A 24,672-nucleotide genomic window follows, 5' to 3' on the forward strand; every position below is an offset into this window, starting at 1 on the left:
GTCACTCCGTCCTCTCGGTCGTGAGCGGGGTCGACCGAGTCTCACCGGCGAACGGATCACCGGACATCACGTGTTCACGGGAGATGTGGCCGGTGACCGTGTCCAGCACGGCGGTCCAGTCCGCGGGCGGCGCGTCGCCGCGCCAGGCGACCAGGTGGTCGGGACGGACCAGCACGTACCGCCGGTCCCAGGCGACGCCGGTCGCGATCAGGTGCGTCATCGGCATGCCCCGGCGCCGGGCGCGCTCCGCCAGCGCGCGCCCGGCGCCCCCGGATCCCAGGTCGACCAGCGTCAACTCGGGTCCGAGCCGGTCGAACAGCGGCGCGCCGTCCGCGAGAGGCACGGCGGGTGCGCGGCTGCCCGGCCAGGTGGAGGGCGTGATCCGGTCCCACGGCAGGTCGCCGGGGCTGCCCGGCTCGTGGCAGACGACCGGCGAGCCGGCCAGGCGGCGGCCGAACGTGATCCCGGCGTCGCCGGCCTGGTGCGCCTCCTGGGCCACGAACCCGGCCAGCAACTCGCGGGAGGCACCGGCACGGGCCAGCCGCCCGAACCGCAGCCGGGTCTGCACGGCCAGGTCGTGCAGCTCCCGGTCGATCAGCGCGGCGTGCCGGCGCTCGGTCTCGTAGCTTTCGGCCAGCCGGGGGCCGCCCCAGCCGCGGACCGTGGCGGCGAGCTTCCAGCCGAGGTCGACCGCGTCCGCGACGTCGGTGCCGGCCCGGCGGCCGACCGCGGTGCGCAGCCGGTGCGCGGCGGCCCCGGCCAGGTAGGCGCGGCCCCGCACATACCGGCTGGCGACGGCCGGGGACTCGTCCCACTCGGAGACCGCGAGCACGTCGTAGGTGCCGTCCAGGCCGAGCCGGTCGCGGAGCACCTCGGCCGGGTCGACCGCGGCGGGCGGGCCCTCGTCCAGCGGGACGGTGCCGACCCAGGCGTCGCCGTCGCCCTGCCAGGTGAGCGTGGCCTCGCCCGCGACGATCTCCGAAGCGGCCTCGGCGTGCGCCGCGAGCACCGCGTCCGAGCTGCGGAAGAGCACGGCGCAGCGGCGGGCCGGCGTGCCGATCCGGTCGAGCCCGATGCCGAGGTAGCGGCGGACCGTGCTGCGCGCGCCGTCGCAGCCGGCCAGGTGCGCGGCCTCCAGCGCGTGCCGCACGCCGGTGCGCTGCTCCAGCACGGTGGCCAGCACCCGGTCGCCCTCCACCCGCAGATCGGTGAAGGTCCAGCCCTCGCGCAGGTCGATCAGCGGGTTACGGCGCAGCGCGGCGCGCAGGAACGCGGACAGCGCGGCGCCGCGCACCAGGAGCCCGGTCTCCAGCGCGGCGGTGCCGTCCACCGCGTCGGCCGCCGGCTCCTGCGGTGCCGGCCACATCCCGGCCGGCGGGTGGTCCAGCCCCCTCGTCCAGACCACGCCGCCGGCCGGGCCCACGACCCGGCAGTCGTCTCGCAGGCGGGAGGCCAGCCCGAGCCGGCGCAACAGCTCCATGCTCCGGCCGTCCAGCGTGATCACGCCGGGGTGCCGGGGCGGTTCGGGTGACCGCTCCACCACCGTGCACGGAACGCTGTGATGCGCCAGCTCGAGCGCGAGGATCGCGCCGACCGGGCCCGCTCCGACGATGAGCACCGGAATCCTGCCTGCTTGCACGGTCACGCGATTCGCCCCGTTCCACCTGCGACCTCACCACCGCAGGTCATCTTGCGCGGGCCGGCGGCGGGTTACATCACGCGTTCACGGGATGGAGTTCTGGTTCGTGTACCAGGTGGCGAGCGCGGACCGGTTGCTGATGTTGAGTTTCGCGTAGATGTGCCGCATGTGCGTGTCGACCGTGTGCGGGGACACGAACAGCTCCTCGGCTATCTCCCGGTTGCGGCGGCCGCGGGCGACCTGGGCCGCGACCTTCAGCTCGGTCGGCGTGAGGTCGGTGCGCTGCCCGGCGCGCCGCTGGCGGGTCACCGTCGCCGCGCCGCACGCCTCCCGCAGCGTGGTGGCCTCGGCCGTGGCGGCGCGGGCCGCACCCTGCTTCTCCAGGGCGGCCAGGTCGTCGAGCGCGGCCGCGAGCGCGAGGCGCCGTGGCCCGAGCCGGAACCGGCCGACCGCCTCGCGGAGCAGCGTCACGTCGCCGCGGAGCAGCCCTTCCGCGTGTGCGGCCGCGCCGGCCAGCGACGGCAGGCCCGGGTTGCGGCCGGCGAGCGCGCGGGCCGCGTGCACCACGGCCTCGGCCAGGTCGTCCCGGCCGGCCGCGGCGGCGATCCGGACCAGCACGGCCGCGGCGCCCGGGTCCTGGCCGATCAGCACCGGGCGCTCCGCTATCTCCTGGTAGAGCGGGCGCAGGTGGGAGACGGCCGGTTCCGGACCGTCCTCCGAGAAGACCAGCAGCGCCTCCGGCCAGAGCACGTCCTCGGGTGCGGCGGTGATCCCGGTCCGGGTCCGTTCGCGCATCTTCTCCGCGTAACCGCGGGCCGCGGCCAGGTCGCCGCGGAGCAGGCTGAGCCGGATCAGCGTGCCGAGCAGCGGCACGGTCAGCTGCCAGACCGCCTGCTGCTCGGCCAGCTCCACCCCGGCCGCGGCCGCGTCGACCGCTTCCGGAAGGTCGCCGCGGCCGGCGAGCAGCCCGGCCTCGTAGTAGTGCCAGAGCGGCCCGGACCAGCCGGTGCCGAGCAGCGTCGACTCCTCCCGGCCGGCACGCAGCACCCGTTCGGCCTCGTCCGGGCGGTCCACCATGGTCAGCGCGCTGCCCAGCCAGATCTGCGGGTGCCGGTGCACGGCCTCGCCGCCGGCCTCGTCGGCCAGCGCGACCGCGGTGCGCGCGTGCCCGAGCGCGTCGGTGAACCGGCCCTGCGCGGCCGCGACCAGTGAGCGTGCGGTCAGGCCGAACACGGCGGCGCCCGGGTCCGCGCCGATCGTGTGCGCCTCCGCACCGGACCGGTCCGCGTCGGTCAGGTCGTTCGCGTAGAACTGTGCGTGCGCACGCACCGCGCAGAGCTTCGCCCGGACGTCCGGCGCGACACCGTTCCGGGACAGGCCGCGGCTGGTGTAGGCGACCGCCTCGTCGTTGCGGCCCGCGTGCTTGCAGGCCTCGGCCAGCCCGAGGCAGAGCCGGGCCGCGGTGGTCGCGTCCAGCCCGGACCGGAACGCGGCCTCGCCGTGCCGCCGCGCCTCGTCCAGCCGGCCGGCCGAGGCCAGCAGCGGCACCGCTTCCGCGGTGAACGCGGCCCGGCGCGGATCGTGGGGCCCGAACCCGCCGACCGCGTGCAGGTAGAGGTTCGCGGCCGCGCCCGGCGCCAGCGCGGCGATCCCGGCGGCCACGGTGCTCAGCAGCTCGGCCTGATCGGCCGCGGTGGCCGGGCCGGCCTTCATCAGGTGGCCCGCGACCTCGGTCGGCAGCCCGCCGGACGCGCTGATCACGGCCGCGGCCTTGCGGTGCAGTCCGTCGCGCAGCGGTCCGGGGATCGTGTTGTAGACGACCTCGCGCAGCATGTCGTGCTCGAAGGCGAACCTGTCACCGTGTGGGACCAGCATGCCGTCCGTGGCCTCCCGGTCCGCGAACGTCCACAGTGACTCCTCGGACTGCGCCAGCAGCGCGGCCGCCTCACCCAGCCGGAACGGGCGCGCGAACACCGAACCGGCCCGCAGCAGCAGGCGGGCCTCCGGTGGCATGCCGCGCAGCCGCTGCTGTGCCGCACCGATGAAGCTGGTCGGCACGTCGCCGTCGCGCAGCGTGGCGCGCCCGCCGACCACCGCGAGCTGCCCCTCCGCGCGCATGCCGGCCAGCAGCTGGGTGATCCACAGCGGGTTGCCGCCGCACCGGTCCGCCTGGGCCAGCACGGTCGCGTCGACCGGCGCGCCCACGCACACCGCGCAGAGCCGCTCCACGTCCGCGTCCGCCAGCGGGCCGACCACGATCTCCTCCGCGCCGAGGGCGACCAGGTCATCCAGCGCGTCCCCGCCCGCGCCACCGGCCCCCGGCCGGCGCACGAACAACCACCGCACCGCTGAGGAGGACAGCCGGGGCACCAGTGTGCGCACCGCCAGCACGCTGAACTCGTCCATCCACTGCGCGTCGTCGATGATCACCAGCAGCGGCCGGTCCGCCGCGAGATCGTCCAGCACCCGGCCGAGTCGCTCCGGCGTGGACTGCTCCGGCCGCTCACCGCGCAGCCAGGCCAGCTCCGGCACCGCCGCCTCGGCCAGCGCGCCCGCGAGGCTGAACAGCGGCGCGGTCCGGTCGACCTCCATCGCCGCCCGGTAGGCCACGGTCAGCCCGGCCTTGCGCGCCACCCGCGCGGCCCGATGTGCCAGGTGCGACTTGCCGATGCCGGGCGGGCCGGACAGCACCACGCAGCCGCCCGCGCCACCGGCCGTGGCCGTGACCGCGCGGGCCAGCGCGGCCCACTCCCGCTCCCGGCCGATCAGGTCTTCAGTCTGCATCGTGCTCCGTCCCGGACCCCCGGCGCATTCCGGTGCCGATTGTGGGCGATCGCGCGCGCCGCCGAGAACACCCTTTCGGGTGGCCCGGGCGAACGACTATCGGGCGACCTCCCGCCGTACGGAAGGGAATGCGCGGCAAACGGTGCCGCCACATTACACAATTGCCGGTGAAAAGCATGCGGTCATCAGACTACGCAGGATGCCGGGGCCGTTCTCGGTGAGCAGCGACTCCACGTGGAACTGCACCGTGCGCAGGCCGGGTTTGGCCAGCCCGTGCACCACGCCGGTGGCCTGGTCGCGCAGCACGCCGACCCGGTCGCCGGTCAGCGGGCAGTCGAAGGAGTCCACGCCGGACAGCGCCGCGAACGTGTTGTAGAAGCCGACCCGCTCGGGCCGGCCGTCGATCCGGACCACGCCTTGCACGCCCTGCTCCGGCCGGGGCAGCGCGCGGATCGGCATGCCGAGCGTGGCCGCGACGGCCTGGTGGCCGAGGCAGACCGCGAGCGTGGGCGCGCGCGACGCGATCAGCTCACCGGCGAGCGCACGGAGCCGGGCGATCCGCGGGTCGGCCAGGTCGCGCGGGTCACCGGGTCCGGGGCCGAGAACGACGAGATCCTCCAGCCCCGGCCGGTACGCGGTCAGCGGCGTCACGCGCACCGCGAGGCCGAGCGCGCGGGCCAGTTCCGCGAGCATCGCGGTGAATCCGTCCTCCGCGTCGACGATCACGGCGCGCCGGCCGGCCAGCTCGCCCGCGGGCGGCACCGGCGCGCCGCGCCAGAAACGCGACAGCCCCGCGTTCCGTGCGCTCAGCAGCCCGGCCGGGACGCTCGGCAGGGTCGCCGGCTCCGTCGCGGCGCCGCCTCCGGAGAACGCGGCCAACAGTGCGGACGTCTTCACCCGCGTCTCCTCCGCCTCCACGGCCGGGTCGCTGTGCCGGACCAGCGTGGCGCCCGCGGAGATCTCCACGTTGCCACGCTCGTCCACGTCCGCGGTGCGGATCAGCAGCGCCGAGTCGAGCACGCGCCGGCCGCCGGACCGGCCGGCCAGCGCGATCGCGCCCGCGTAGTAGCCGCGACCGTCGCGCTCGTGCGCCGCGATCACCCGGCATGCGCTCGGCACCGGGCTGCCGGTCACGGTCGGCGCGGGCAGCGTCTCGCGCAGCAGGTCGCGGGCGCCGAGCCGGGACGGGCCGGACACGAGATATTCGGTGTGTGCCAGGCGGGACATCGCGCGCAGCCGCGGCCCGGTCAGCCGCGGCCCGGCGCAGGCCCGCGCCATGATCTTCAGCTCCTCGTCCGCGACCATCAGCAGTTCCTCCGACTCCTTGCGGTCGGCCAGGAACGCGCGCAGGCCCTCCTCGGTCGGCCCACCGGGCGGGTAGCGGTAGGTGCCGCTGATCGGGTGCATGGCGGCGTGCCCGTCCGCCAGCCGCACGTGGCACTCCGGGGACGCGCCGATCAGCGTGCGCCCGCCGCCGTGGAACAGGAACGTCCAGTAGGCGCCGGTCTCCGCGCGCAGCAGCCGGCCGAGGACCGCGAGTGCGGCGCGGGCCGACCAGCCCGGCGCGACGGCCCGGTAGCGGCGGCGCAGCACCACGTTGGAGCCGGCGCCGCGGCCGATCGCGCCGGTCACCACGCGGCGGACCGCGTCCGCGTACTCGTGGTCGGAGACGTCGAACCCGCCGCCGGTCAGCGACACCCGGTCGTCCGGCAGCACGTCCAGCGCCTCTGCCGTGGTCAGCCGCCCGGCCGCGCGGACCGGCATCGCCAGCACCGGCGCGCCGTCGTCCACACAGGCCAGTCCGCGCTCGGCGATCTGCCGGTAGGGCAGCACGGCCACCAGGTCCGGGCCGGCGCCGGGCGCGTCCGGCGGCGGCAGTGGCAGGTCCGCGATCAGCGCGTGCTCGTGCACGTCGCCGACCAGCACCTCCACCGGTTCGCCGGCGCGGCACAGCACCGCGAACGCGGGCGCGCCGGCGCGCAGCACGGCACGGGCCCGCGCGGTGGTGAGCCGCTCGGGGCCGGTACGCAGCGATGCGGTCACGATCTCTCCCTCAATTTTGCAATCAGAGTCGTCAATATCTGTGGATTCCGGGGAAACCGTGACACCGCGCCATTCCCGCCGACAACTACCCGACCGGGCCACGGGCTGCTCGGAGAGGTAGTGGGACGGCGGCGCGGCGGAACCTAACGTCCTCAGCGAAAGGCTGAACGGACGCTTTGGAGAAACGATGTGGATATGCAATTCCCAGATCGGTGCACCATGCCGGTGAATGAGACGTTCGCCCGGCGGATGCGCCGTGAGCGGCTGCACCGGCACGGCGACCGGGGGCTGCTGGTGGTGGCGCTGGACCACCCGATCGGCGCGGGCCCGATCGTCCCGGACGGCCGGCTGGACCCGCTGCTGCGCGCGGCCGTGGACAACGGCGCGGACGCGGTGGTGCTGCACAAGGGGGCGCTGCGGCACGTCCGTACCCGCTGGTTCCGGGATCTGTCGTTGATCGTGCATCTGAGCGCGAGCACCGGCACCGCGCCGGACCCGGACGCGAAGGTGCTGGTCACCGGCGTCGAGGAGGCGCTGCGGCTGGGCGCCGACGGGGTCAGCGTGCACGTCAACGCGGGTTCGATGACCGAGGCGCGGCAACTGGCCGACCTGGCGTCGGTCGCGGACGCCTGCGATCGGTGGGGGCTGCCGCTGCTCGCCATGATCTACCCGCGCGGACCGGGCATCCGCGACGGGCGCGACCCCGAGCTGGTGGCCCGCGCGGTCACGGTGGCGGCCGAGGTCGGCGCGGACCTGGTGAAGACCGCGCTTCCGGCCGGCGCCGCGCAGATCGCCCGGATCACCGCGGCCTGCCCGATACCGGTGCTGGCCGCGGGCGGCACGACCGACGGCGGCGCATCCGCGGTCCTCGCACACCTGGGCACCGCACTGCGATCCGGTGCCGCGGGCGCCGCCGTCGGCCGGCTGATCTTCGAGGCGCCGGATCCGGCCGCGATGACGCGGTCCGTCGCCGCCCTCGTCCACGACCAGCGCATACCGGCGCTGCTCTGACCCGCTCGACGACCCTCTCGAATGGAGAAACACGATGACCCAGTGCTGGCTGGACGTCCGGGCGACCGGCGACCTGACCAAGGAGATCTGCGAGGAGGCGCTGCACCAGGGCCTGGACGCGATCGTCTCCGACGATCCGGACGTGCTGGCGACGCTGCCGCCGACCGTGCTGCGCGTCCTGATCAGCGACGACACCGACCAGACCGCGGACGTGATCATCACGACCGGGGAACCGCCGTCCACCGGGCCGAGATGGGGACGGTACGTCGAGGTCACCGGCCCGGAGACGCTCGCGGCGGCGTGCGAGAGCGCGGCCCGGGACGCCTACACGCTGCTGCGCTTCGCCGACCCGACCTACATCCCGCTGGAGATCGTGCTGGCCTCCGCGGCCGGTGCCGCCGGCACGATCGTGACGGTCGCGGCCGACCCGCAGGACGCGGCCGTGCAGGACGCGGTGCTGGAGCACGGCCCGCACGGCGTGCTGCTCGCGCCGGCCCGGGTCGGCGACGCGACCCGGCTGCGCGCCGCGGTCCGCACGCCCACACCGCAGCTGGCGCTGGTGCCGCTGCGGGTCACGGCCGTCACGCACGTCGGATCCGGCGAGCGCGCCTGCGTCGACACCTGCACGATGCTGCGGCCGGACGAGGGCATCCTGATCGGGTCGCGGTCGCGCGCGCTGGTGCTCTGCGCCAGCGAGACGCACCCGCTGCCGTACATGCCGACCCGGCCGTTCCGGGTGAACGCCGGCGCGATCATGTCGTACACGCTGGTCTCCGGCGAGCGGACCGCGTACCTGAGCGAGCTGCGGTCCGGCGGGCGAGTGCTGGCGGTGAGCGCGGACGGCCGGACCCGCCGGGTCACGGTGGGCCGCATCAAGATCGAGACCCGGCCACTGCTCTCCGTGGACGCGGTCGCGCCCGGCGGCGAACCGGTCAACCTGATCGTGCAGGACGACTGGCACGTGCGCGTGCTCGGCCCGGGCGGCGCGGTGCTCAACTCGACCGCGCTGCGCCCCGGCGACGAGATCCTCGGCCACCTGCCGGACGCGGACCGGCACGTCGGCTACCCGATCGACGAGACCTGCGTCGAGCAATGATCATCGACTTCCACGCGCGCCTGACGCCCGGCCCCGGCGAGCCGTCCGCGCTGCTCGCGGCCATGGACCGAGCCGGCATCGGCACCGCCGCGGTCAGTGCCGGCGGCGTGGTCGGCATCGACCGGCTCGCCCGCCAGCTCAGCCAGGGCGGCCGATCCTCGGCGAGACCCGACAACGAGGGGGTACGCCGTGCGGCCGCCGCCTCCGGGGGCCGGCTGGTGCCGTTCTACTTCGCCGACCCGCGCCGCGGCCCGGACGAGTACCGCCGCGCCGCCGCCGGCTTCCGCGGACTGGAGATCTCCCCGGCCGTGCACGGGTTCACGCTCGGCGAGCCCGGCGTGGCCGCGCTCGCCCGGATCGCGGCCGACGTCGGGCACCCGGTCTACGTGGTCTGCCTGGGCCGGCCCGGCGCCCGTGCCGAGGACCTGGCCGCGCTGGCCGTCACCCGGCCGGCCACCACGTTCGTCTTCGGCCACTGCGGCGGCAACGGGCTGGACACGGACGGGCTGCACCGGCTCGCCGCACTGCCGAACGTGCTGGCCGAGACGTCCGGCGCGTACACCGCGGTGGCCCGGCTCGCGGTCCGCCGGCTCGGCGCGGACCGGGTGCTGTTCGGCACCGAATATCCACTGCAGGACCCGCGGGTGGAGGTGGCCAAGCTCGGCGCGCTCGGCCTGACCGCGGCGGACCGGCGCGCGGTGGCCGTGGAGAACGCGTCCCGGCTGCTCCGGCTCGAGGAGTTGGCCCATGTCTGACCGTCCGGAGATCGGCGACTGGCACGACGCGGCCGGGCTGGCCGCGGTGCAGGACGCGCGCCTGCCGGAGACGCTCGCGGCGGCGGCCCGGTCGCCGTTCTACCGCGCGCGCGGCGGTGTGCCCGTGGACCGGGCCGGGCTGGCCGCGATGCCGTTCACCACCAAGGCGGACCTGCGCGACGCGTACCCGTTCGGGCTGCTCGCGGTGGACCGGCGGCGGCTGGCGACCTATCACGAATCGAGCGGCACCACCGGCACGCCCACGTCGTCGTACTACACCGAGCGGGACTGGCTGGACCTGGCGGAACGGTACGCGCGCAAGTGGGTCGGGATCCGGGACACGGACACGTTCCTGGTCCGCACGCCGTACGCGCTGATGATCACGGGGCATCTGGCCCAGACCGCGGCCCGCATGCGCGGCGCGACCGTGGTACCGGGCGACAACCGGTCGACCGCGATGCCGTACGCGCGAGTGGTCCGGGTCCTGCGCGACCTGCGCGTCACGCTCACCTGGTCGATGCCGACCGACACGCTGCTCTGGGCCGCCGCCGCGCACGCGGCCGGGCTGGACCCGGCCCGCGACTTCCCGGCGCTGCGCGCGGTCTTCGTCGGCGGCGAACCGCTCGGCGCGGCCAAGCGGGCCCGGATCGCGCACACCTGGAACACCACGGTCGTCGAGGAGTACGGCGCGACCGAGTGCGGCAGCCTGGCCGGCGAGTGCCCGGCCGGCCGCCTGCACCTGTGGGCGGACCGGGCGATCTTCGAGGTCCGCGATCCGGCCACCGGGCGCACCGCACCGGCCGGGCGCGGCCACCTGGTGGTGACGCCGCTCTACCGCGAGGCGATGCCGCTGCTCCGCTACGACACCGAGGACCTGGTCGAGGTGTCGGCGGACCCGTGCGTGTGCGGCTGGGCGCTGCCGTCCGTGCGGGTGCTGGGCCGTGGCGCGGCCGGGCACCGGGTCGCCGGCGCCACCGTAACCCAGGGCGACCTGGAGGAGCTGGTCCTCACGCTGCCCGGCGTGCTCTTCTGGCGGGCCCGCGCGCTGCCGGACCGGCTGGTCGTGGAGCTGGAGGGCGACCGGGACACCGCGGACGCGCTGACCGCCGCGACCCGGGACCGGTTCGGCGTGCCCGCGGACGTCACCGCGCTGCCGTCCGGCGGCCTGGTGCCGCTCGACGTGCTCACCGCCGCGCCGCATGTGGTCAAGCCGCGCGCGCTCTTCGGCCCGGACGAGGACTGGGCGAAGGCCCTGTCCTACTACTAGGGGGAACCATGCAGAAACCGCGGATCGCCGTGGTCGGCGCCGGGATCGGCGGGCTGGCCGCGGCCGCCGCGCTGGCCCGCGCCGGGCTGCGCTGCGACGTCTTCGACCGCCGCGACCATCCCGGCCTGTCCGGCCAGGGCCTCGGCATCCAGATCTCACCGAACGGCGCCCGCGCGCTGCGCGACATCGGCGCGGTGCCGCACCCGGACAGCGCGGTCCGGCCGGACGCGGTCGAGCTGCGCCGCTGGCGGGACAACTCGCTGATCGGCCGCGCGCCGCTCCACGACGCGGAGGCCCGGTACGGCGCGCCCTACTACACGCTCACCCGCGCGGAGCTGTCCGGCGCGCTGCTGTCCGCGGTCGACGCGGGCGGCGGCGCCGGGCTGTTCCTCGGCCGTCGCTGCGTCGGCGCGCAGGTCGGCCGGAACGGTGTCCGGCTGCACTTCGCGGACGGCGGAGAGCACGTCGCGGACCTGGTCATCGGCGCGGACGGCGTGCACTCCGCGCTGCGCGGCGTGCTCGGCGGCGACGGCGGGCTCGGGCCGCGGTTCTCCGGGCACGTCGCCTACCGCGCCGTGATCCCGGCCGACGGCCTGCCGGCACACCTGATCCGGCCGCACCGGGTGCGCGTCTGGCTCGGGCCGGGCCGGCACTGCGTCGCCTACCCGGTGCGCGGCGGGCGGATGGTCAACGTCGTGGCCACGGCGCCGTCCCGCTCGCCAGAGGTCCCGCCGGAACGGCTGCTGATGGGGTACGCGGAGTGGTGCGGCTCGGTCCGCGCGCTGCTCTCCGCGGCCGCGGGCCGGGGCCGGGTGTGGCCGCTCCACTCGGGCGCGCCGGTACCGCACCGGCATCGGGGCGGGCTGGTGCTGCTCGGCGACGCCGCGCACCCGGCGCTGCCGTGGATGGCGCAGGGCGCGTCACAGGCGCTGGAGGACGCGGTCACGCTGGCCCGCTGCCTGGGCGGGCCGGCACCGCTGGAACGGTACGACACGCTGCGCGGCGCGCGTGCCCACCGGATCGCGACCGCGGTCCGCGCGGCCGACGCCGAGCACCACCTGCCGGACGGCCTGTGGCAGCGCCGCCGCGACCGCCGCCTGGCCACTCCCCCGGACCGCGACTGGCTCTACGGATACGACCCCGGAGCACCGTCGTGACCGGGCCGCTCGCCGGGCGGATCGCGCTGGTCACCGGCGCGGCCGGCGGAATCGGGTCGGCCGTGGTGCGGGCACTGGCCGCGGACGGCGCCACGGTCATCGGCGCCGATCTGTGCGCCACGCCGGCCGGCGCGCGTGACGTGCCGGGCTGCACCGATCGGCACGACATGGCGACCGGAGCCGGGCACCGGCCGGACGTCCGCCCGCTCGACGTCCGTGACCCGGTGGCCGTCGAGCGCCTGGTCGCTGCCGTGGAGGCGACGGCCGGCCCGATCGGCATCCTGGTCAACGTGGCCGGGGTGCTGCGCGCCGGGCCGGTGCTTCAGACCAGCGACGCGGACTGGGCCGAGGTCTTCGCGGTCAACGCGACCGGCGTCTTCCACGTCAGCCGCGCGGTCGCCCGCCGGATGGCCGCCCGCGGCACCGGCGTGATCGTCACGGTGGGCTCGAACGCGGCCGGCGTGCCCCGCATGCACCTGGCCGCCTACGCCGCCGCGAAGGCCGCGGCCGCGCACTTCACCCGCTGTCTCGGGCTTGAGCTGGCCGGGAACGGCGTGCGGTGCAACGTGGTCGCACCCGGCTCCACCGACACGGACATGCTGCGCGCGCTCGGCAGCGCACCGGCGGACGCGATCGCCGGGTCGGCCGGCACGTTCCGGACCGGCATCCCGCTCGGCCGGGTCGCGTCGCCGGGCGACGTCGCGGACGCGGTCGCCTACCTCGTCTCCGACCGGGCCCGGCACGTGACCATGCACGACCTCTACGTCGACGGCGGCGCCGCGCTGCGCGCCTGAAGGGAGTCCCGATGCCGGTTCCGGCGATCACGCCGTACCCGATGCCGCTCGATCTCGATCCTCCGGCCGGAGGGCCGTCCTGGCGGCCGGATCCGCGCCGCGCCGCGCTGCTCATCCACGACATGCAGCGGTACTTCACGCGCGCGCTGCCCGCCGGCACCTCACCCACCACCGCTCTGCTTACCAACATCGCGCGGGTACGGGACGCGGCCGGCGCGCACGGCATGCCGGTCCTCTACAGCGCGCAGCCCGGCGGCGCGACCCGCACGGAACGTGGCCTGCTGCACGACCTGTGGGGCCCCGGTCTGCGGGCGGTGCCGGAGGACCGGGACATCGAGCCGTCGCTCGCGCCGCGCGCCGGCGACACGGTGATCCACAAGACTCGGTGGAGCGCGTTCCACCGCACCGGCCTGGCCGCGGCGCTGGCGCGGGCCGGGCGCGACCAGCTGATCGTCTGCGGCGTGTTCGCGCACCTGGGCTGCCTGTTCACGGCCGCGGACGCGTTCACGCACGACGTCGAGCCGTTCCTGCTCACGGACGCGGTCGCGGACTTCACGCCGGACGAGCACCGAGCCGCGCTGACGTTCGCCGCTCGCCGCTTCGCCGTCGTGCTCGACACCGCCACGCTGCTCACCCGCCTCCATGATCAGGGCGTCCCCGATGCCGCTCGCACAGCACCGGGGACGCCCTGATCGTGAGACGCCGCGATCCGGGGGCGGGATCGCGGCGCTCCTGGTAGCGGAGACCCAGCGAATCAGCGTGGGCCGTGGATCAGCGTTGGCCGTGGATCAGCGCGGGCCGTCGTCGCCGGAGATCAGCGCGGCCAGCTCGGCGCGGGAGGCGATGCCGAGCTTCCGGAAGATCTGGCGCAGGTGATAGTTGACGGTATGCGGGGACAACTCGACCTTCGAGGCGATCGCCGCGTTGGTCAGACCGGTCGCGACCAGCAGCGCGATCCCACGCTCCCGCTCGCTCAGCACGGACACGGCCGGGCCGGGCAGCGACGCGGACCGGAACCGCGGCGGGCGGGTCTGGCCCGAACGCACCACGTCCCGGTGCAGGTCGGCGACCGCGGTCCGGGGCCCGCGGGCGATCGCCGCCCGGGTCCGGAAGCCGCCCGGCGCACCCCGGTCGATGCACGCGGCGTCGTTGTGCAGCGCCACGCGTACCGCCCGGGGAATCGTCCTCGTCACCTCCGCGCGGACCAGGGCGTGCGCGAACGACAGCCGCTCGCCCCGGTCGGACAGCAGCCCCGCGGTGATCGCCTCGTCGACGGCCGGCAGCAGCGCCGCGGCCGGGCCGCCGAGCAGGCCGGCCACCTCCAGCAGGTGGAACTCCTCGTCGAGCGTGGTCGCGACCTGCACCAGATGCCGCGCCACCGGCGTGAGCAGGCCGACCCGGTGACCTATCCGGTCCTGGACCGCCACGGGGAGCCGCGGGTCGCGCAGCGTCGCGCGCCCGTTCTCCACCACGGCCAGGTGCTCGTCCCGCAGGCCGCGGGCCAGCTCGATCAGCGGTCCGGGCAGGCCGCCCGCCACGGCGGCCAGGTCCCGCAACGCCGCGTCCGGCTCGGCGCCGAAGAGCACCGCCAGCACCGCGGCCGTCGCGTCCGGACCGAGTGGGCCCAGCGGTACGCGCCGCACCCGCCCCAGGTCGAGCGGGTCCAGCCCGGGCAGCCGGGTGCCGGTCCGGCGGGCCAGGATCGGCAGCACCCGCGCGGTGCGGTACGCGCCCGTGAGCGCCACCGCCACGTCCGGCTCGGTCCATCGCGGATCGTCGATCAGCAGCGGCGCCGGGCCGTCACCGGCGGGCCGGGCCGCCGCGGAGGCGAGCTGCCGGTCCAGCGCGGCCACGTCGACCGGGCCGGCCGGCAGCCGCAGCACCGTGCGGCCGGCCGCGCGCGCACCGGCCCCTATCTCCTCCAGGAGCCGCGTCCGGCCACCGCCGGGCGGACTCTCGATCACCACCGTCGCCGGGCCCTCCCCGCCCCGGCGCAGCAGAGCCGAGATCACGCGATGCTCGCGTTCTCGGCCGAACATTCCCGTCATCGTTCTCTCCCCCTCGCAACGGTCACACGTGAGGTGCGTGTGCTCCGATCGTGCGGCCGGGGACGCGGAGGAACCATGTAGAAATAGGGGGTCCGGGAAAATTCAGACGTTCGTCATCGCGCGCAGCGCCGGAAGGTCGCAGACCACCAACCGTCGGTACCCGGTCTCGATCAGCCCTTTGCCGCGCAGTTCCTGCATCGCCTTCTGCACCGTGGCCTGCGCGATGCCGATCATCGTGGCCAGCTCGGGCTGGCTGAGCGTCACTCCGATCTCGACGCTGCCGTCCGGCCGGGGCCGCCCGCAGCCGTCCGCGATCTCGATCAGCACGCGGGCCAGCCGGATGTGCGCCGGGTACGCCCCGAAGTCGGTCCGCCGCCGGTTCGCGAACTGCAACTGCCCGACGACCGACGCGGTGACCAGGCGCATCGCGTCCGGCCGGCGGCGCAGGAAGCCCTCGAACACCGGACCGGCCAGCACCACCGAGATCACCCGGCCGCACGTGGTCACGGTCGCGTTGCGCGGCGCGCCGGTCAGCACCGCGGTCTCGCCGAGCACATCGCCGGGCATGCGGACGGACAGCAGCGTGTCCGCGTCGCCGGCCAGCGTGGTCACCTTGACGAAGCCGAGCAGCAGCAGCTCCACGTGGGTGCCGCGGTCGCCCTCCCGGATGAGCACATGACCGGCCTCGAAGCGCCGGCGCACGCCGAGCGCGAGCAACTCCGCGACCAGCTCCGGACCCAGCTGGGCGAGGAACGTGCCGGGACCCCACTCCGGGTACGGATAGTCATGGTCCACGGATCCTCCGGCGTGCGCTCTCTAGAGGAGTGTCACGGCCACGGCCCCGACGCTCATCGCGGAAACGGTCAGGCTGAGGGAGATCTGTAACAGCCGGTGTTTGCGCCAGTTGATCCGGCTCAGTGTAACCAACTGGCGGGTAACCATGGCGATCTCCTCCTCCTTGCTCAGCCCCTCGATCCGCTCGGCCAGCGACGGCGGTTGCCATTCCCGCAGATGACCGAAGTAGACGATGTCCTCCGCGGTGGCGGTCGGCCGGCGCGGCCGCAGCACCGGCAGCACCACCGCGATCGCGGTCCCCATCGCGGCCGCGACCAGGGCCAGCGCCAGTGCCATCGCCCAGCCGCCGCTCATCTGCTGCGCGGTGACACCCAGCACGAACGCGCTGCCCTGATGTGCCAGCAGGATGCCGGCCTTCGCATCCGCGCGCGCCGCCATCGATTCCAGCCCGGCGTGCAGCCGCCAGGTGAGCGCCACCTCTCGTGGCTCCATCGTGCGTGTCATGCCTCGATGCTGCGTCCGGTCCGCGCACCGGACCTGCTAAAAATCCGCGATCGGGTACGAACAGTAGCGCTTTGGTGACACATCTCGCATGCGAGCGGTCCCGCTACCCGTTCGGGTAGGGGATTTCCGGCTGCGCCCGTGCCTAGAGTGGACGCCGTGACCTCGCTGGTCCTTCACGCCTTCGCGCCGCTCGACGGCCCGGCCGCGCCGCTCGCGCTGCACCAGCTCCAGACGCTCTGGGCCGCCTGCGGCGACGTGCTCGGCATGGACGCGCGGGTGCCCGGTTCCCCGTTGCACATCATGCCGAGCGACTGGCGGGGCGGCCCGCGCGTCGCCGCGATCGCGGCCCGGGAACGGCGCGACGCCGGCTACCGCTCGGCCGGCGGCGGCCTCCGCTCTCCCGGCGGCGGCCTCCGCTCTCCCGGCGGCGGCGTCCGCTCTCCCGGCGGCGGCTTTCGCCCTCCCGGCGGTGGCTTCCGGGCGATCCTGCGCCGCGACCGCGACGTGCTCGTCCTCTCCGCGCTGCTGACCGGCGTGGACGACACCGGCGTGAACGACACCGGCTGGGTCGAGTTGGACCGCTGGCTGGACGACGCCGCGACCGGCGGCGTCGACGCGCTGATCGGCACCGTCCGCGTCTACCAGGTGCTCACCGCGAACCCGTCCCGCCCGCCGGACCGGGCCGCGCTGCCCCAGTTCGCCACGCATCCCGGCTGGCGCGACGATCGCGTCCGGTTCGGCGACCACGCCTGCGGCTGGGAGCTGTCGCCCCGGCAGGACACCCGCCGCGAACGCCGGCTGGTCATCGCCGGGCCGGACACGAGCCGATCCGCACTGACCTGGGGCGCAGGCGAGGACGAGCTGCCGCCGCTGGCCCGCTACCTGCGGCACGCCGCGGTGCTGCGCTATCTCTACCGGATCTGGACCGGGGACCAGCGCCGGATCGGGTCGATGCGCGAGCCCGGCACCGACCCGGACCGGCTCGCGGCCGAGGCGGCCCGGCTGAGCGGGATGTCCGGGACCGCCACCGGCGCGCTGCGGGAGCTGTCGGAGGCGGCGACGGCGGCACGGTCCCGCGGCGACGGCGGCCTCGACCTGATCACCGACGACCGCCAGTTCGGCCACTGGCTGACCCGGCAGCTGGACGACGCCTCGACCGCGCTGGAGAACCTGCGGCGCGCATCCGGCCACCCCGGGGCCCCGCACCGGCCATCCGCACCGGCCGAGGACGCCCGCCCATCCGCACCGGCCGACCGGCCGTCCACACCGGCCGATGACGCTCGGCCGCCCGGCGATCGGCCGCCGCCGCCCGCCGGGTCGTCCGCCGATCTCCTCACCACCGCGCCGGAGCCGGCCTCCGAGCCACCGCAGCCGGCCAGGCCGGGGTCTCCACAGCACGCGCTGCGGATGATGTTCACCGTGGACGCGGTCGCCTACAGCACGAACGACGCGGACGGGCGGGACCTCGTGCAACGCCGCATCCTGCACGTGGTCACCGAGGCGCTGGCCGAGCTGCATCTCGCGCTGACCGACACGGACCGCCAGGTCGCCGGCGACGGGATGAGCGTGATCCTGCCCGCCAACATCGACCTGCCGCGCGCGCTGGCCCAGCTGCTGCACGGCACCGCGGTCGCGCTGCGGGCGGAACGCGGCCGCTACGCCGAGCCGCTTCGGCTGCGGATGGGCGTCTCGATCGGCAAGATCCGCCCGGCCGTGCTCGGCTACTCCGACTTCACCATCATCGAGACGAACCGGCTGGTCGAGAGCACCGCGCTGCGCACCGTGCTGGAGGGGGACCCGTCCCTGCTCCTCGCCGCGCTTATCTCCGACCGCCTCTACCCCTTCACGGTCGCGGAGGGCCACCCGCGCCTGGCCCCGGCCGACTTCACCGAGACCCCCGTCATGATCAAGACGTACAAGGCACGCGCCTGGCTCTGGACGCCGGCGTAGGCCGCCGCCGTCAGGCGCCGGCGGCGGCCACCGCGGCGGCCCGGCGGGAGGTCGGTGACGGCGAGAAGCGAAGGCCCGGCAGGTTGCGTCGGCGGATCATCAGCTCGGCCACCACGATGTTCGGCATCCAGCAGAGGAACGGGACCGCGGCGTACGCGAGGCCGGTGATCTCGTCCACGCTGATCTCGGACGCCCGGCCCATCAGCAGCTGGACGCCGATCAGCAGGCCGAACCACAGCCGGAGCGTGGGCGCGGCGAAGGTCAGCGCGAAGCTGCGGATCATCCACGCCTGGTGGCTGGCGATGTCCCGCGCCCGGATCGCGCGGTATCCGCGCCAGGTCGTCCACCCCCAGAGGACCGCGAGCGTGCCGAACCCGAAGAGGCCGACGAACGCGGCCGAGCTGTAGAACGCCATCACCAGCCCGGACGGCGCGGCGAACGCGATCGAGGCCACGTAGGTGCGCCCGATCCACCGGTGCGCGACCGGGAAGCGGCGGCGGATCGCCTTGACGAACTGGAACGGCCCCACCACCAGCGCGAGCCCGGCGGAGACGATGTGGATGTAGAAGACGATGTGGACCCAGAACGGCTGCGGCGCGTAGGTGGTCGCGAGGCCGACCTCGTTCGCCGCCAGCTCGTCCAGCGACCCCGTCATGTACTGCCCGACGAAGTAACCCGCGATCGCCAGTGACACCAGCGTCACGAAGGTCCAGCTGACGCGCCCGCTACGTCGTTTCGGGGTTGCGGGCGGCCGAGGGAGAACCGTGGGGGTCACAGGTGACCAACTTTCACTGCCGTGGATCTGGACAGTGTGAGTATTAGCGGAGGCCTCTCCACCTGTCAACCACGCCCGGCCCCGTGCCAAGATCTGTCAATGGCCGAGAAACGGACCACCTACCATCACGGTGACCTGCGCGCCGCCCTGGTCACCGCCGGGATCGGGCTCGCCCGGGACGGCGGCCCACAGGCGGTCGTGCTGCGCGAGGTCGCCCGAATCGTCGGCGTCGCGCCCAACTCCGCGTACGGCCACTTCAAGACGCTGGCCGCGCTCAAGTCAGCGGTCACGCAGCGGGCGCAGAGCGAGATGGGCGCGGCGATGAGCGTCCACCTCGACGCCGCGCCCCTGCCCGACGACCCGCGGGAGGCGGCGAAGGCGCGCCTGCGCGAGGTCGGCCGCTCCTACATCCGGTTCGCGCTCGACGAGCCCGGCCTGTTCCGCACCGCGATGGGCGGCAGCCCGATCGGCCTGCGGGTGCCCGGATCGCTGGCGGACGCCCCCGACGGTCCCGAGCCGGACACGTTCCTGCTGCACGCGCTGACCCGGCTGATCGAGGTCGGCTACCTGGACCCGGCGGATCTCGGCCGGGCGGTCACGGCGAGCTGGGCCCTGGTCCACGGGCTGTCGATCATGTTCCTCGACCTGCTCGCACCGATGACCGAGGAGCAGCGGCAGTCCACCATCGACGACGCGCTCGACGTCCTCGTCGCCGGCCTCACCGCACCCCACGCACGCTGACGCGGCCGGAACCCGGCCGGCACGGGACTCGCGTGCCCTTGGGTGACCAGCGACGTCGCCGGCTCCGACGCGGCGACCGGAGCGGCGACGGAGGCCGCCGCGGATTTGCCCGCGGGAGCGACTCCGTTGCCCATTCGGCGGTGGCTCGCCGCAAAAGGATCATTGACCGACACGAAAGAGAGGTCGAATATCGAAAACCAAGCCCCATGAACCGCAACCAGCCAGAACGCGGGGTCCGGGGCTCGGCCCCGGGCAAACACAGCGCCCGCGGGAGCAACGGGCCGCACCACGCCGGAAGCGGGAGGATCGGCATTCGTGCTTTACCAGGTGTTCGCGCGGCGCGCCCGCAGAGGACGGCCGTCCGGGTCGTAGATCAGGCGGTAGGCCGGAAGCGCCCACGCCTTGGTGAGCGGCCCGAGTTGCTCCGGCGTGTGCGGCCGCAACCGGCCCGGCGGGCGTGGACCGACCCGGCCACTGGCGTGCCAGTCGTCGAGACGCTGTGCGGTCTCGGTGATCACCTTGATCGCGGAGGCCGGGTCGATCAGGTCCGCGTCGTCGCCGTCCGCGCGGTCGAGGTGCTCGCGCCACAGCTTCAGCCGCAGGTCGCGGGCGAACGTGCCGTCGAGGTCCAGGACCGCGCAGGAGAGTTCGCTGTCGTGGGTCCAGGAGCGGCGATTGAAGTTGTCGCTGCCGATGCTCGCCCACGTGTCGTCGGTGACGCAGATCTTGGCGTGCACGTAGACCGGGTTGCCGGCATGGTTCTCGACGTCGAAGACGTGCACGCGGTCGCCGCCGGCCCGCTTGCAGACGGCGATCGCCTGGGCGCGGCCGACCAGGTTCGGCGGCAGCGCGAGCGCGCCGTCCACGTCCGGATGCCGCGGGACGACCGCGACCAGGTGCAGGTCCGGGTTGTCGCGGAGCGCGTCCGCGAAGAGCGCGGCGACCTCGGCCGACCAGAGGTACTGGTCCTCCAGGTAGATCAGTCGCCGCGCGCGCCGGATCACCTTGGTGTAACCACGTGCGACCGTCCGCTCACCATCGGGCGCGAACGGATATCCCCGGTCGAGCGACAGGTCGGGATAGGTGCGGAGCACCTGCACCGCGTGCGGGCCGCACTCCGGCGGGTCCGGGAGCGGGTCGGGCAGCGTGTCCGCGTGCAGGTCGGCGCCGGCCGCCAGGTCACGCGCCCAGGCCAGCGGGCTGCGTGAGTCGAGCGGGTGCGGGTCGGTCCAGCGCTCGCGGAAGGTCAGGTCGAGCGCGCCGACCACCGGCCCGCGCAGCATCAGTTGCACGTCGTGCCAGGGCGGGTGCTCGCCGTAGCGCGGCGACATCCGTACCGCCTGCGGGTCTCCGTCGTGCGCGGCCGTGTCCCGGCGGCTGTGGCAGAGGTCGATGCCGCCGGCGAACGCGACGTCCCGCTCCGGCGCGCCGGGATGGCGGAGCACCACCAGCTTCTGGTGGTGCGAGCCGCCGCGCCGGACCCGCTGGTCCAGCAGCACCTCGCCGCCCGCCTCCGCGACCGCCTCGCCGAGGTGCCGGTTCTCCTCCTCGGAGTACTGCAGCTTGTCCAGGTGGGACCGCCACATCAGGCCCTTGACGATCACGCCGCGCCGGGCCGCGGCGGAGAACAGCTCCGCGACGGTCGGCCCGTCCGGCCGCAGGCGCTCGTCCGGATCGCCGCGCCAGTCCGTGAAGTACAGGTGATCACCGGCCGCGAGCGCCTCGATCTCCGTTACGAGGTGATCGAAGTATGAATCCCCGTGAACAAGTGGTTCTGCGAGGTTGCCGGTGGACCAGGTGGGTATAGCGCTGGACGGGTTGCCTCGTTCCCCTTCGGTGAGAAACCACTCCTCGATGTCCACGCGGCTCCCTCCGAGGTCGGCGACGTCCCCGGTAATCCCCCGGAACCCCCCGGCACGAAACGCCCCTGGCACGAAACCAGGATCACCGCCCGAAGGCCGCGCCCTACCGTTATGGGCGCAGCCGGGTCCTGAAGGAGAGACCATGACCACCGAAGCCGCCACCACCGAGACCACCGCCCCCGAGGTCGACTCCGAGCGTCCGCTCCTCATCGCGATGGCGATAATGGTGTCGCTGGGCACCGCCGCGATGTACCTGATGGTCGGCTGACGAGCTTGCGAAGACTCGACGAGAGCGCGCCGCGCCGGAGTCAGCGCTTCCGGTGCGGTGCCTTCACCCCGAGTCGCCCCTTCTTCCAGTCCGTCCACGCCTGATTCAGCTCCGCGCGCGTCGTCATCACGAACGGCCCGTGCATCGCGACCGGTTCCCCGATCGGGCGGCCACCCATCACGAACAGCTCCAGCGGCGTACGCCCGGTCGCCTCGGCCCGCAGCGCGTCGCCCGTCCAGAACGTGGCCAGCCGCCCCTCGCGCAGCGGTCGCCGCTCCGCACCGACGGAACCCTTCCCGGACATCGCGTAGATCAGCGCGTTGTGGTCACGCCGCCACGGCACGTCCAGCCGCGCGCCCGGCACGGTGGACCGGGAAGCCCTCGCCCTCGTACCCCCGCGGCGCCGTGGTCAGGCGGCGGACCTTGCGGATCTCTGTCTTTCCGATCTCCGGCAGGCGGGGCAGGACCAGGATGTAGGGCGGTGTGACGGCGGGCATGATTACCTGGTCTCCCGGAGCTTGGCCTGCAGGCGGGTGAAGACGCGGGTCAGCACCTCGGTCTCGGTCTCGTCGAGGTCGTCGACCAGGTAGCGGCGCACCGCGGTCAGGTGCCCGGCCGCCGCGGTCCGCAGCGCGTCGAGCCCGGTCTCGGTGAGCACCGCCTCACTCCCCCGGCGATCGTCCGGGCACGGCTGCCGCCGCACCAGGCCGCGCTTCTCCATCGCCGAGATCTGATAGGTCAGCCGGCTCGGCGAGAAGACCAGCCGGCTCGCGATCTCCCCCATCCGCAGCCGTCGCTGCGGTGCCTCGCTGAGCAGGACCAGCACGTGGTAGTCGGCCATGCTCAGCCCGGTGTCGGCCCGCAACTCGTCGTCGAGCCGGGTCTGCAGGTGCCAGCTGCCGTCGATCACCGCACGCCAGGCGCGCAGCTCAACCGCGTTCAGCGGAAGCGTCTCGCTCACCCGGCCAGCCTAACTCTTTAAAATCTGAACGACCAACACCCGGACGGGGGTACGGTGGTGATCATGGACTTGCTGGACCTGGCCGACTGGCGACAGCGGATGGCCGCGCTGTACCTGTCCGACCTCGACCTCGCCGCGTTCCGCACCGCCCGCGACGACCTGTTCCGCACCCACCCCCAATCCCCGATCGTGGACCGCGCGTCGTTCACCGGCCTGCGATACTTCGCGCCGGATCCGGCGTTCGTGGCGGACTGCCCGGTCCGCGTCGCGCCCTCCGGACCACCGCTGGAGATCGACACCGGCGGGGAGGACGGCGTGATCACGTATCAGCGGGCCGGGGTCGCCTCCACCCCGTGGGGCGAGTTGACGCTCTTCTGGATCTCCGCCTACGGCGGAGGGCTCTTCCTGCCGTTCCGGGATGCGACCGCACCGGTGGAGACCTATGGCGCCGGTCGCTATCTGGCCGACACGGTCAAGGGCACTTTCGGGCGCGGGCTCACACTTCTCGATTCCGGTAGCGTGCGGCTGGACTTCAATTACGCCTACAATCCGTCATGCGTTTATGACGATCGGTGGGCGTGCCCGCTGGCCCCGCCGGAGAATCGACTGAGCGTTGCCATACGTGCGGGTGAGCTGAATTATCACTGAAGGCTTTCTTGACCGCTTGTTGCGCTGCCTGGTTGCGTTCTCGCCTGCGGCGGGGCCCCGGGACCCGGGGGAAGGCCCGGAACTCCGGCGGGCTTGCGATTCGCCGGCTCGGCTGTCTCCTCGTCCCGGGTCTCGGGCGCCGGGCTGCCTGCGCCGGGCGCACGAGAGAAGATCAAACCGGCCTGACGGCCAGAAGTCGACCACAAGGCTGATTCAGCGCGGTGAGCTGCCGGCGCGTCGGTGAACGAAGCACTGAACGCCCTCCACGTGTCGCAGATCGTTGTCATCCGGCCCTCTTAACAACGATTGCGACACGTGACCGCTCGCGAGGACCTCACCCGCCGCGCTTATGGCGATATTTCGGATAAGGAGGCTTATTCAGCGCGGTGACCTCACGCCGCGATGCCGCAGGTCAGCACCATCGAGGGGCAGCGCGCTGAATAGCCCTCAAGCTTCGAGCACTTGCCCCGGGCCCGTCTCTCGAAGATCAGTAACCGGCCGCCACGGCGAATTCGGCGGGCACCCAGATCGGGCGCGCCGGGTCGCCGCCGGGCGTGAGCGTGGCCGACCACGCGGTCAGCGGCGGTGATCCGGCCGCGCGCCACTCGGCGACCAGGGCCGCGAGGTCGTGCGCGAGCCGTTCCCCGGCCGGTCCGTGCGGGCGGATGCGGCCGTCCTGCAGCATCACGGCCAGCGACCCGCGCTCGGCCAGCGCGAACCCGTCCAGGTGTTCGGCGAGCAGCGCCGGCACGGAGGCGACCCGCCGGTCCCGGGCCGCGGCCGAGAACCACAGATCGCGATAACCCCGGACATCAAGATCCAAAGCCGCCGAGGGTACGGCCGGGAGCTCCGGCGGCAGCGGCGGCCGCACCGGCGCCGGGTCCTCGGGCCGGGCGGAGAGCGCGCCGGCCGCGACCATGAAGCCGGCCGCGCACACCACCCGTGCCCGCGGCCCGCCCGGCGCTCGGCGCACCACCATCACCGGCTGCAGCCCGCCGTGCTCGATCGGCGCGACCACCACGCCGTCCGGTGCCAGCTGCTCCAGCCAGGGCGCGGCGAGGCCCGAGATGCCGGCGGTCACGATGATCCGGTCGAACGGCGCGAGGTCGGGTGCGCCGTCCCAGCCGTCCGCGCGGCGCACCCGGGCGCCGGTCACACCGGCCCGGGCCAGCGCCGCAGCGGCCGCGGCCGCCACGTCCTCCTGCACGTCGATGCTGGTCACGTCCGCGCCGAGCGCGGCCAGCAGCGCCGCGTTGTAGCCGGTGCCCGCGCCGATCTCCAGCACCCGGTGGCCGGGCATGACATCCAGCGAGGCCAGCATCCGCGCCATCAGCGACGGCTGGCTGGACGAGCTGACCGGCACGCCGCCGTTCACCTTGGTGACCAGCACCGTGTCGCGATAGACCGCGTCCAGGAAGCCGGGGTCGCCGGGGCGGGTCCAGCCGCCCGGCCCGCGGAAGCCGGCGGCCACGAAGATCTCCCGTGGCACGGCCCGGAACGCCCTGGCCAGGGCCGGGTCGGTCAGCACGCCGGCGGCGCGCAGCTCGTCCAGGTACCGATCGATCTCGGTCATT

Annotated in this window: 23 protein-coding genes; 11 read left to right on the plus strand and 12 right to left on the minus strand. The window is 74.4% G+C overall.

Features of this window, described 5'->3' with window-relative positions; genetic code table 11:
- Position 1: 1 nt before the first annotated feature.
- From J2S43_RS24385 to J2S43_RS24395, 3 genes are all read right to left on the minus strand, one after another.
- Positions 2–1,618, minus strand: coding sequence for an FAD-dependent monooxygenase (locus J2S43_RS24385; protein ID WP_306832946.1), 1,617 nt, complete (start codon positions 1,616–1,618; stop codon positions 2–4).
- 105 nt (positions 1,619–1,723) lie between these two features.
- A complete protein-coding gene (locus J2S43_RS24390) occupies positions 1,724–4,423 on the minus strand; it encodes an ATP-binding protein (RefSeq protein ID WP_306832949.1) in 2,700 nt (899 codons plus the stop codon).
- A gap of 153 nt (positions 4,424–4,576) precedes the next feature.
- Positions 4,577–6,409 carry an anthranilate synthase family protein gene (locus tag J2S43_RS24395; RefSeq protein ID WP_442320071.1) on the minus strand — a complete coding sequence of 611 codons (1,833 nt, stop codon included), beginning with the start codon at positions 6,407–6,409 and terminating at the stop codon, positions 4,577–4,579.
- A 282-nt stretch (positions 6,410–6,691) separates the two neighbouring features.
- On the opposite strand from J2S43_RS24395, the gene J2S43_RS24400 reads away from it, so the two are divergent.
- The 7 genes from J2S43_RS24400 to J2S43_RS24430 are packed head-to-tail and all read left to right on the plus strand — an operon-like array spanning position 6,692 to position 13,238.
- Positions 6,692–7,477 (plus strand): 2-amino-3,7-dideoxy-D-threo-hept-6-ulosonate synthase, encoded by a 786-nt coding sequence (locus J2S43_RS24400; RefSeq protein WP_503125034.1) that lies wholly within the window; start codon positions 6,692–6,694, stop codon positions 7,475–7,477.
- A gap of 34 nt (positions 7,478–7,511) precedes the next feature.
- Positions 7,512–8,573: a 3-dehydroquinate synthase II gene (locus J2S43_RS24405; RefSeq protein WP_306832954.1), complete on the plus strand. Its 1,062-nt coding sequence runs from the start codon at positions 7,512–7,514 to the stop codon at positions 8,571–8,573.
- Complete coding sequence (locus J2S43_RS24410) at positions 8,570–9,328, plus strand: amidohydrolase family protein (RefSeq protein ID WP_306832957.1); 759 nt, start codon at positions 8,570–8,572, stop codon at positions 9,326–9,328. The genes J2S43_RS24405 and J2S43_RS24410 overlap by 4 nt, the downstream gene beginning before the upstream one ends.
- Complete coding sequence (locus tag J2S43_RS24415) at positions 9,321–10,595, plus strand: phenylacetate--CoA ligase family protein (protein WP_306832959.1); 1,275 nt, start codon at positions 9,321–9,323, stop codon at positions 10,593–10,595. The genes J2S43_RS24410 and J2S43_RS24415 overlap by 8 nt, the downstream gene beginning before the upstream one ends.
- An 8-nt stretch (positions 10,596–10,603) precedes the next feature.
- Entirely contained in the window at positions 10,604–11,752 is a 1,149-nt protein-coding gene (locus J2S43_RS24420; protein WP_306832961.1) for an FAD-dependent monooxygenase, read from the plus strand.
- A complete protein-coding gene (locus J2S43_RS24425; RefSeq protein WP_306832963.1) occupies positions 11,749–12,546 on the plus strand; it encodes an SDR family oxidoreductase in 798 nt (265 codons plus the stop codon). Before J2S43_RS24420 ends, J2S43_RS24425 begins: the two co-directional genes overlap by 4 nt.
- Positions 12,547–12,557: 11 nt before the next feature.
- Positions 12,558–13,238: an isochorismatase family protein gene (locus tag J2S43_RS24430; RefSeq protein ID WP_306832966.1), complete on the plus strand. Its 681-nt coding sequence runs from the start codon at positions 12,558–12,560 to the stop codon at positions 13,236–13,238.
- 96 nt (positions 13,239–13,334) lie between these two features.
- Here J2S43_RS24430 and J2S43_RS24435 read toward each other — a convergent pair whose 3' ends face one another.
- The 3 genes from J2S43_RS24435 to J2S43_RS24445 form a co-directional block, all read right to left on the minus strand.
- Positions 13,335–14,594 (minus strand): helix-turn-helix transcriptional regulator, encoded by a 1,260-nt coding sequence (locus tag J2S43_RS24435; protein ID WP_306832968.1) that lies wholly within the window; start codon positions 14,592–14,594, stop codon positions 13,335–13,337.
- 102 nt (positions 14,595–14,696) lie between these two features.
- The gene (locus J2S43_RS24440; RefSeq protein WP_306832970.1) at positions 14,697–15,389 is read right to left on the minus strand and encodes a Crp/Fnr family transcriptional regulator; all 693 of its coding nucleotides are present in this window, start codon (positions 15,387–15,389) and stop codon (positions 14,697–14,699) included.
- 21 nt (positions 15,390–15,410) lie between these two features.
- A complete protein-coding gene (locus J2S43_RS24445) occupies positions 15,411–15,893 on the minus strand; it encodes a Pycsar system effector family protein (RefSeq protein ID WP_306832973.1) in 483 nt (160 codons plus the stop codon).
- A 156-nt stretch (positions 15,894–16,049) separates the two neighbouring features.
- On the opposite strand from J2S43_RS24445, the gene J2S43_RS24450 reads away from it, so the two are divergent.
- Positions 16,050–17,843 carry a CATRA conflict system CASPASE/TPR repeat-associated protein gene (locus J2S43_RS24450; protein ID WP_306832975.1) on the plus strand — a complete coding sequence of 598 codons (1,794 nt, stop codon included), beginning with the start codon at positions 16,050–16,052 and terminating at the stop codon, positions 17,841–17,843.
- 10 nt (positions 17,844–17,853) lie between these two features.
- Here J2S43_RS24450 and J2S43_RS24455 read toward each other — a convergent pair whose 3' ends face one another.
- Positions 17,854–18,546, minus strand: coding sequence for a DUF2306 domain-containing protein (locus J2S43_RS24455; protein WP_306832976.1), 693 nt, complete (start codon positions 18,544–18,546; stop codon positions 17,854–17,856).
- 171 nt (positions 18,547–18,717) lie between these two features.
- Here J2S43_RS24455 and J2S43_RS24460 point away from each other — a divergent pair, with 171 nt between their 5' ends.
- Positions 18,718–19,359 carry a TetR/AcrR family transcriptional regulator gene (locus J2S43_RS24460; RefSeq protein WP_306832978.1) on the plus strand — a complete coding sequence of 214 codons (642 nt, stop codon included), beginning with the start codon at positions 18,718–18,720 and terminating at the stop codon, positions 19,357–19,359.
- A 320-nt stretch (positions 19,360–19,679) separates the two neighbouring features.
- Here J2S43_RS24460 and J2S43_RS24465 read toward each other — a convergent pair whose 3' ends face one another.
- Complete coding sequence (locus J2S43_RS24465) at positions 19,680–21,221, minus strand: phospholipase D family protein (RefSeq protein WP_306832980.1); 1,542 nt, start codon at positions 21,219–21,221, stop codon at positions 19,680–19,682.
- A 142-nt stretch (positions 21,222–21,363) separates the two neighbouring features.
- On the opposite strand from J2S43_RS24465, the gene J2S43_RS24470 reads away from it, so the two are divergent.
- Positions 21,364–21,489, plus strand: coding sequence for a hypothetical protein (locus J2S43_RS24470; protein WP_306832982.1), 126 nt, complete (start codon positions 21,364–21,366; stop codon positions 21,487–21,489).
- Positions 21,490–21,529: 40 nt separating this feature from the next.
- Here J2S43_RS24470 and J2S43_RS24475 read toward each other — a convergent pair whose 3' ends face one another.
- The 3 genes from J2S43_RS24475 to J2S43_RS24485 are packed head-to-tail and all read right to left on the minus strand — an operon-like array spanning position 21,530 to position 22,450.
- The gene (locus tag J2S43_RS24475; RefSeq protein WP_306832984.1) at positions 21,530–21,853 is read right to left on the minus strand and encodes a pirin-like C-terminal cupin domain-containing protein; all 324 of its coding nucleotides are present in this window, start codon (positions 21,851–21,853) and stop codon (positions 21,530–21,532) included.
- Positions 21,816–21,986, minus strand: coding sequence for a hypothetical protein (locus J2S43_RS24480; RefSeq protein ID WP_306832986.1), 171 nt, complete (start codon positions 21,984–21,986; stop codon positions 21,816–21,818). The genes J2S43_RS24475 and J2S43_RS24480 overlap by 38 nt, the downstream gene beginning before the upstream one ends.
- Positions 21,987–21,988: 2 nt before the next feature.
- Positions 21,989–22,450 carry a MarR family winged helix-turn-helix transcriptional regulator gene (locus J2S43_RS24485; RefSeq protein ID WP_306832988.1) on the minus strand — a complete coding sequence of 154 codons (462 nt, stop codon included), beginning with the start codon at positions 22,448–22,450 and terminating at the stop codon, positions 21,989–21,991.
- 63 nt (positions 22,451–22,513) lie between these two features.
- On the opposite strand from J2S43_RS24485, the gene J2S43_RS24490 reads away from it, so the two are divergent.
- Positions 22,514–23,098, plus strand: a complete 585-nt coding sequence (locus tag J2S43_RS24490) for a DUF1684 domain-containing protein (protein ID WP_306832990.1) — start codon at positions 22,514–22,516, stop codon at positions 23,096–23,098.
- Positions 23,099–23,585: 487 nt separating this feature from the next.
- On the opposite strand, the gene J2S43_RS24495 is transcribed toward J2S43_RS24490, so the two are convergent.
- Complete coding sequence (locus J2S43_RS24495) at positions 23,586–24,671, minus strand: protein-L-isoaspartate O-methyltransferase family protein (protein WP_306832991.1); 1,086 nt, start codon at positions 24,669–24,671, stop codon at positions 23,586–23,588.
- Position 24,672: the final 1 nt, after the last annotated feature.

This window comes from Catenuloplanes nepalensis (assembly GCF_030811575.1).
Classification (GTDB): Bacteria; Actinomycetota; Actinomycetes; order Mycobacteriales; family Micromonosporaceae; genus Catenuloplanes; species Catenuloplanes nepalensis.

Coding starts and splice junctions, on each gene's coding strand:
- J2S43_RS24460 (WP_306832978.1), top strand. CDS start 18,718: ATGGCCGAGAAACGGACCACCTACCATCACGGTGACCTGCGCGCCGCC.
- J2S43_RS24470 (WP_306832982.1), top strand. CDS start 21,364: ATGACCACCGAAGCCGCCACCACCGAGACCACCGCCCCCGAGGTCGAC.
- J2S43_RS24490 (WP_306832990.1), top strand. CDS start 22,514: ATGGACTTGCTGGACCTGGCCGACTGGCGACAGCGGATGGCCGCGCTG.
- J2S43_RS24410 (WP_306832957.1), top strand. CDS start 8,570: ATGATCATCGACTTCCACGCGCGCCTGACGCCCGGCCCCGGCGAGCCG.
- J2S43_RS24430 (WP_306832966.1), top strand. CDS start 12,558: ATGCCGGTTCCGGCGATCACGCCGTACCCGATGCCGCTCGATCTCGAT.
- J2S43_RS24435 (WP_306832968.1), bottom strand. CDS start 14,594: ATGACGGGAATGTTCGGCCGAGAACGCGAGCATCGCGTGATCTCGGCT.
- J2S43_RS24390 (WP_306832949.1), bottom strand. CDS start 4,423: ATGCAGACTGAAGACCTGATCGGCCGGGAGCGGGAGTGGGCCGCGCTG.
- J2S43_RS24480 (WP_306832986.1), bottom strand. CDS start 21,986: ATGCCCGCCGTCACACCGCCCTACATCCTGGTCCTGCCCCGCCTGCCG.
- J2S43_RS24420 (WP_306832961.1), top strand. CDS start 10,604: ATGCAGAAACCGCGGATCGCCGTGGTCGGCGCCGGGATCGGCGGGCTG.
- J2S43_RS24415 (WP_306832959.1), top strand. CDS start 9,321: ATGTCTGACCGTCCGGAGATCGGCGACTGGCACGACGCGGCCGGGCTG.
- J2S43_RS24495 (WP_306832991.1), bottom strand. CDS start 24,671: ATGACCGAGATCGATCGGTACCTGGACGAGCTGCGCGCCGCCGGCGTG.
- J2S43_RS24405 (WP_306832954.1), top strand. CDS start 7,512: ATGACCCAGTGCTGGCTGGACGTCCGGGCGACCGGCGACCTGACCAAG.
- J2S43_RS24445 (WP_306832973.1), bottom strand. CDS start 15,893: ATGACACGCACGATGGAGCCACGAGAGGTGGCGCTCACCTGGCGGCTG.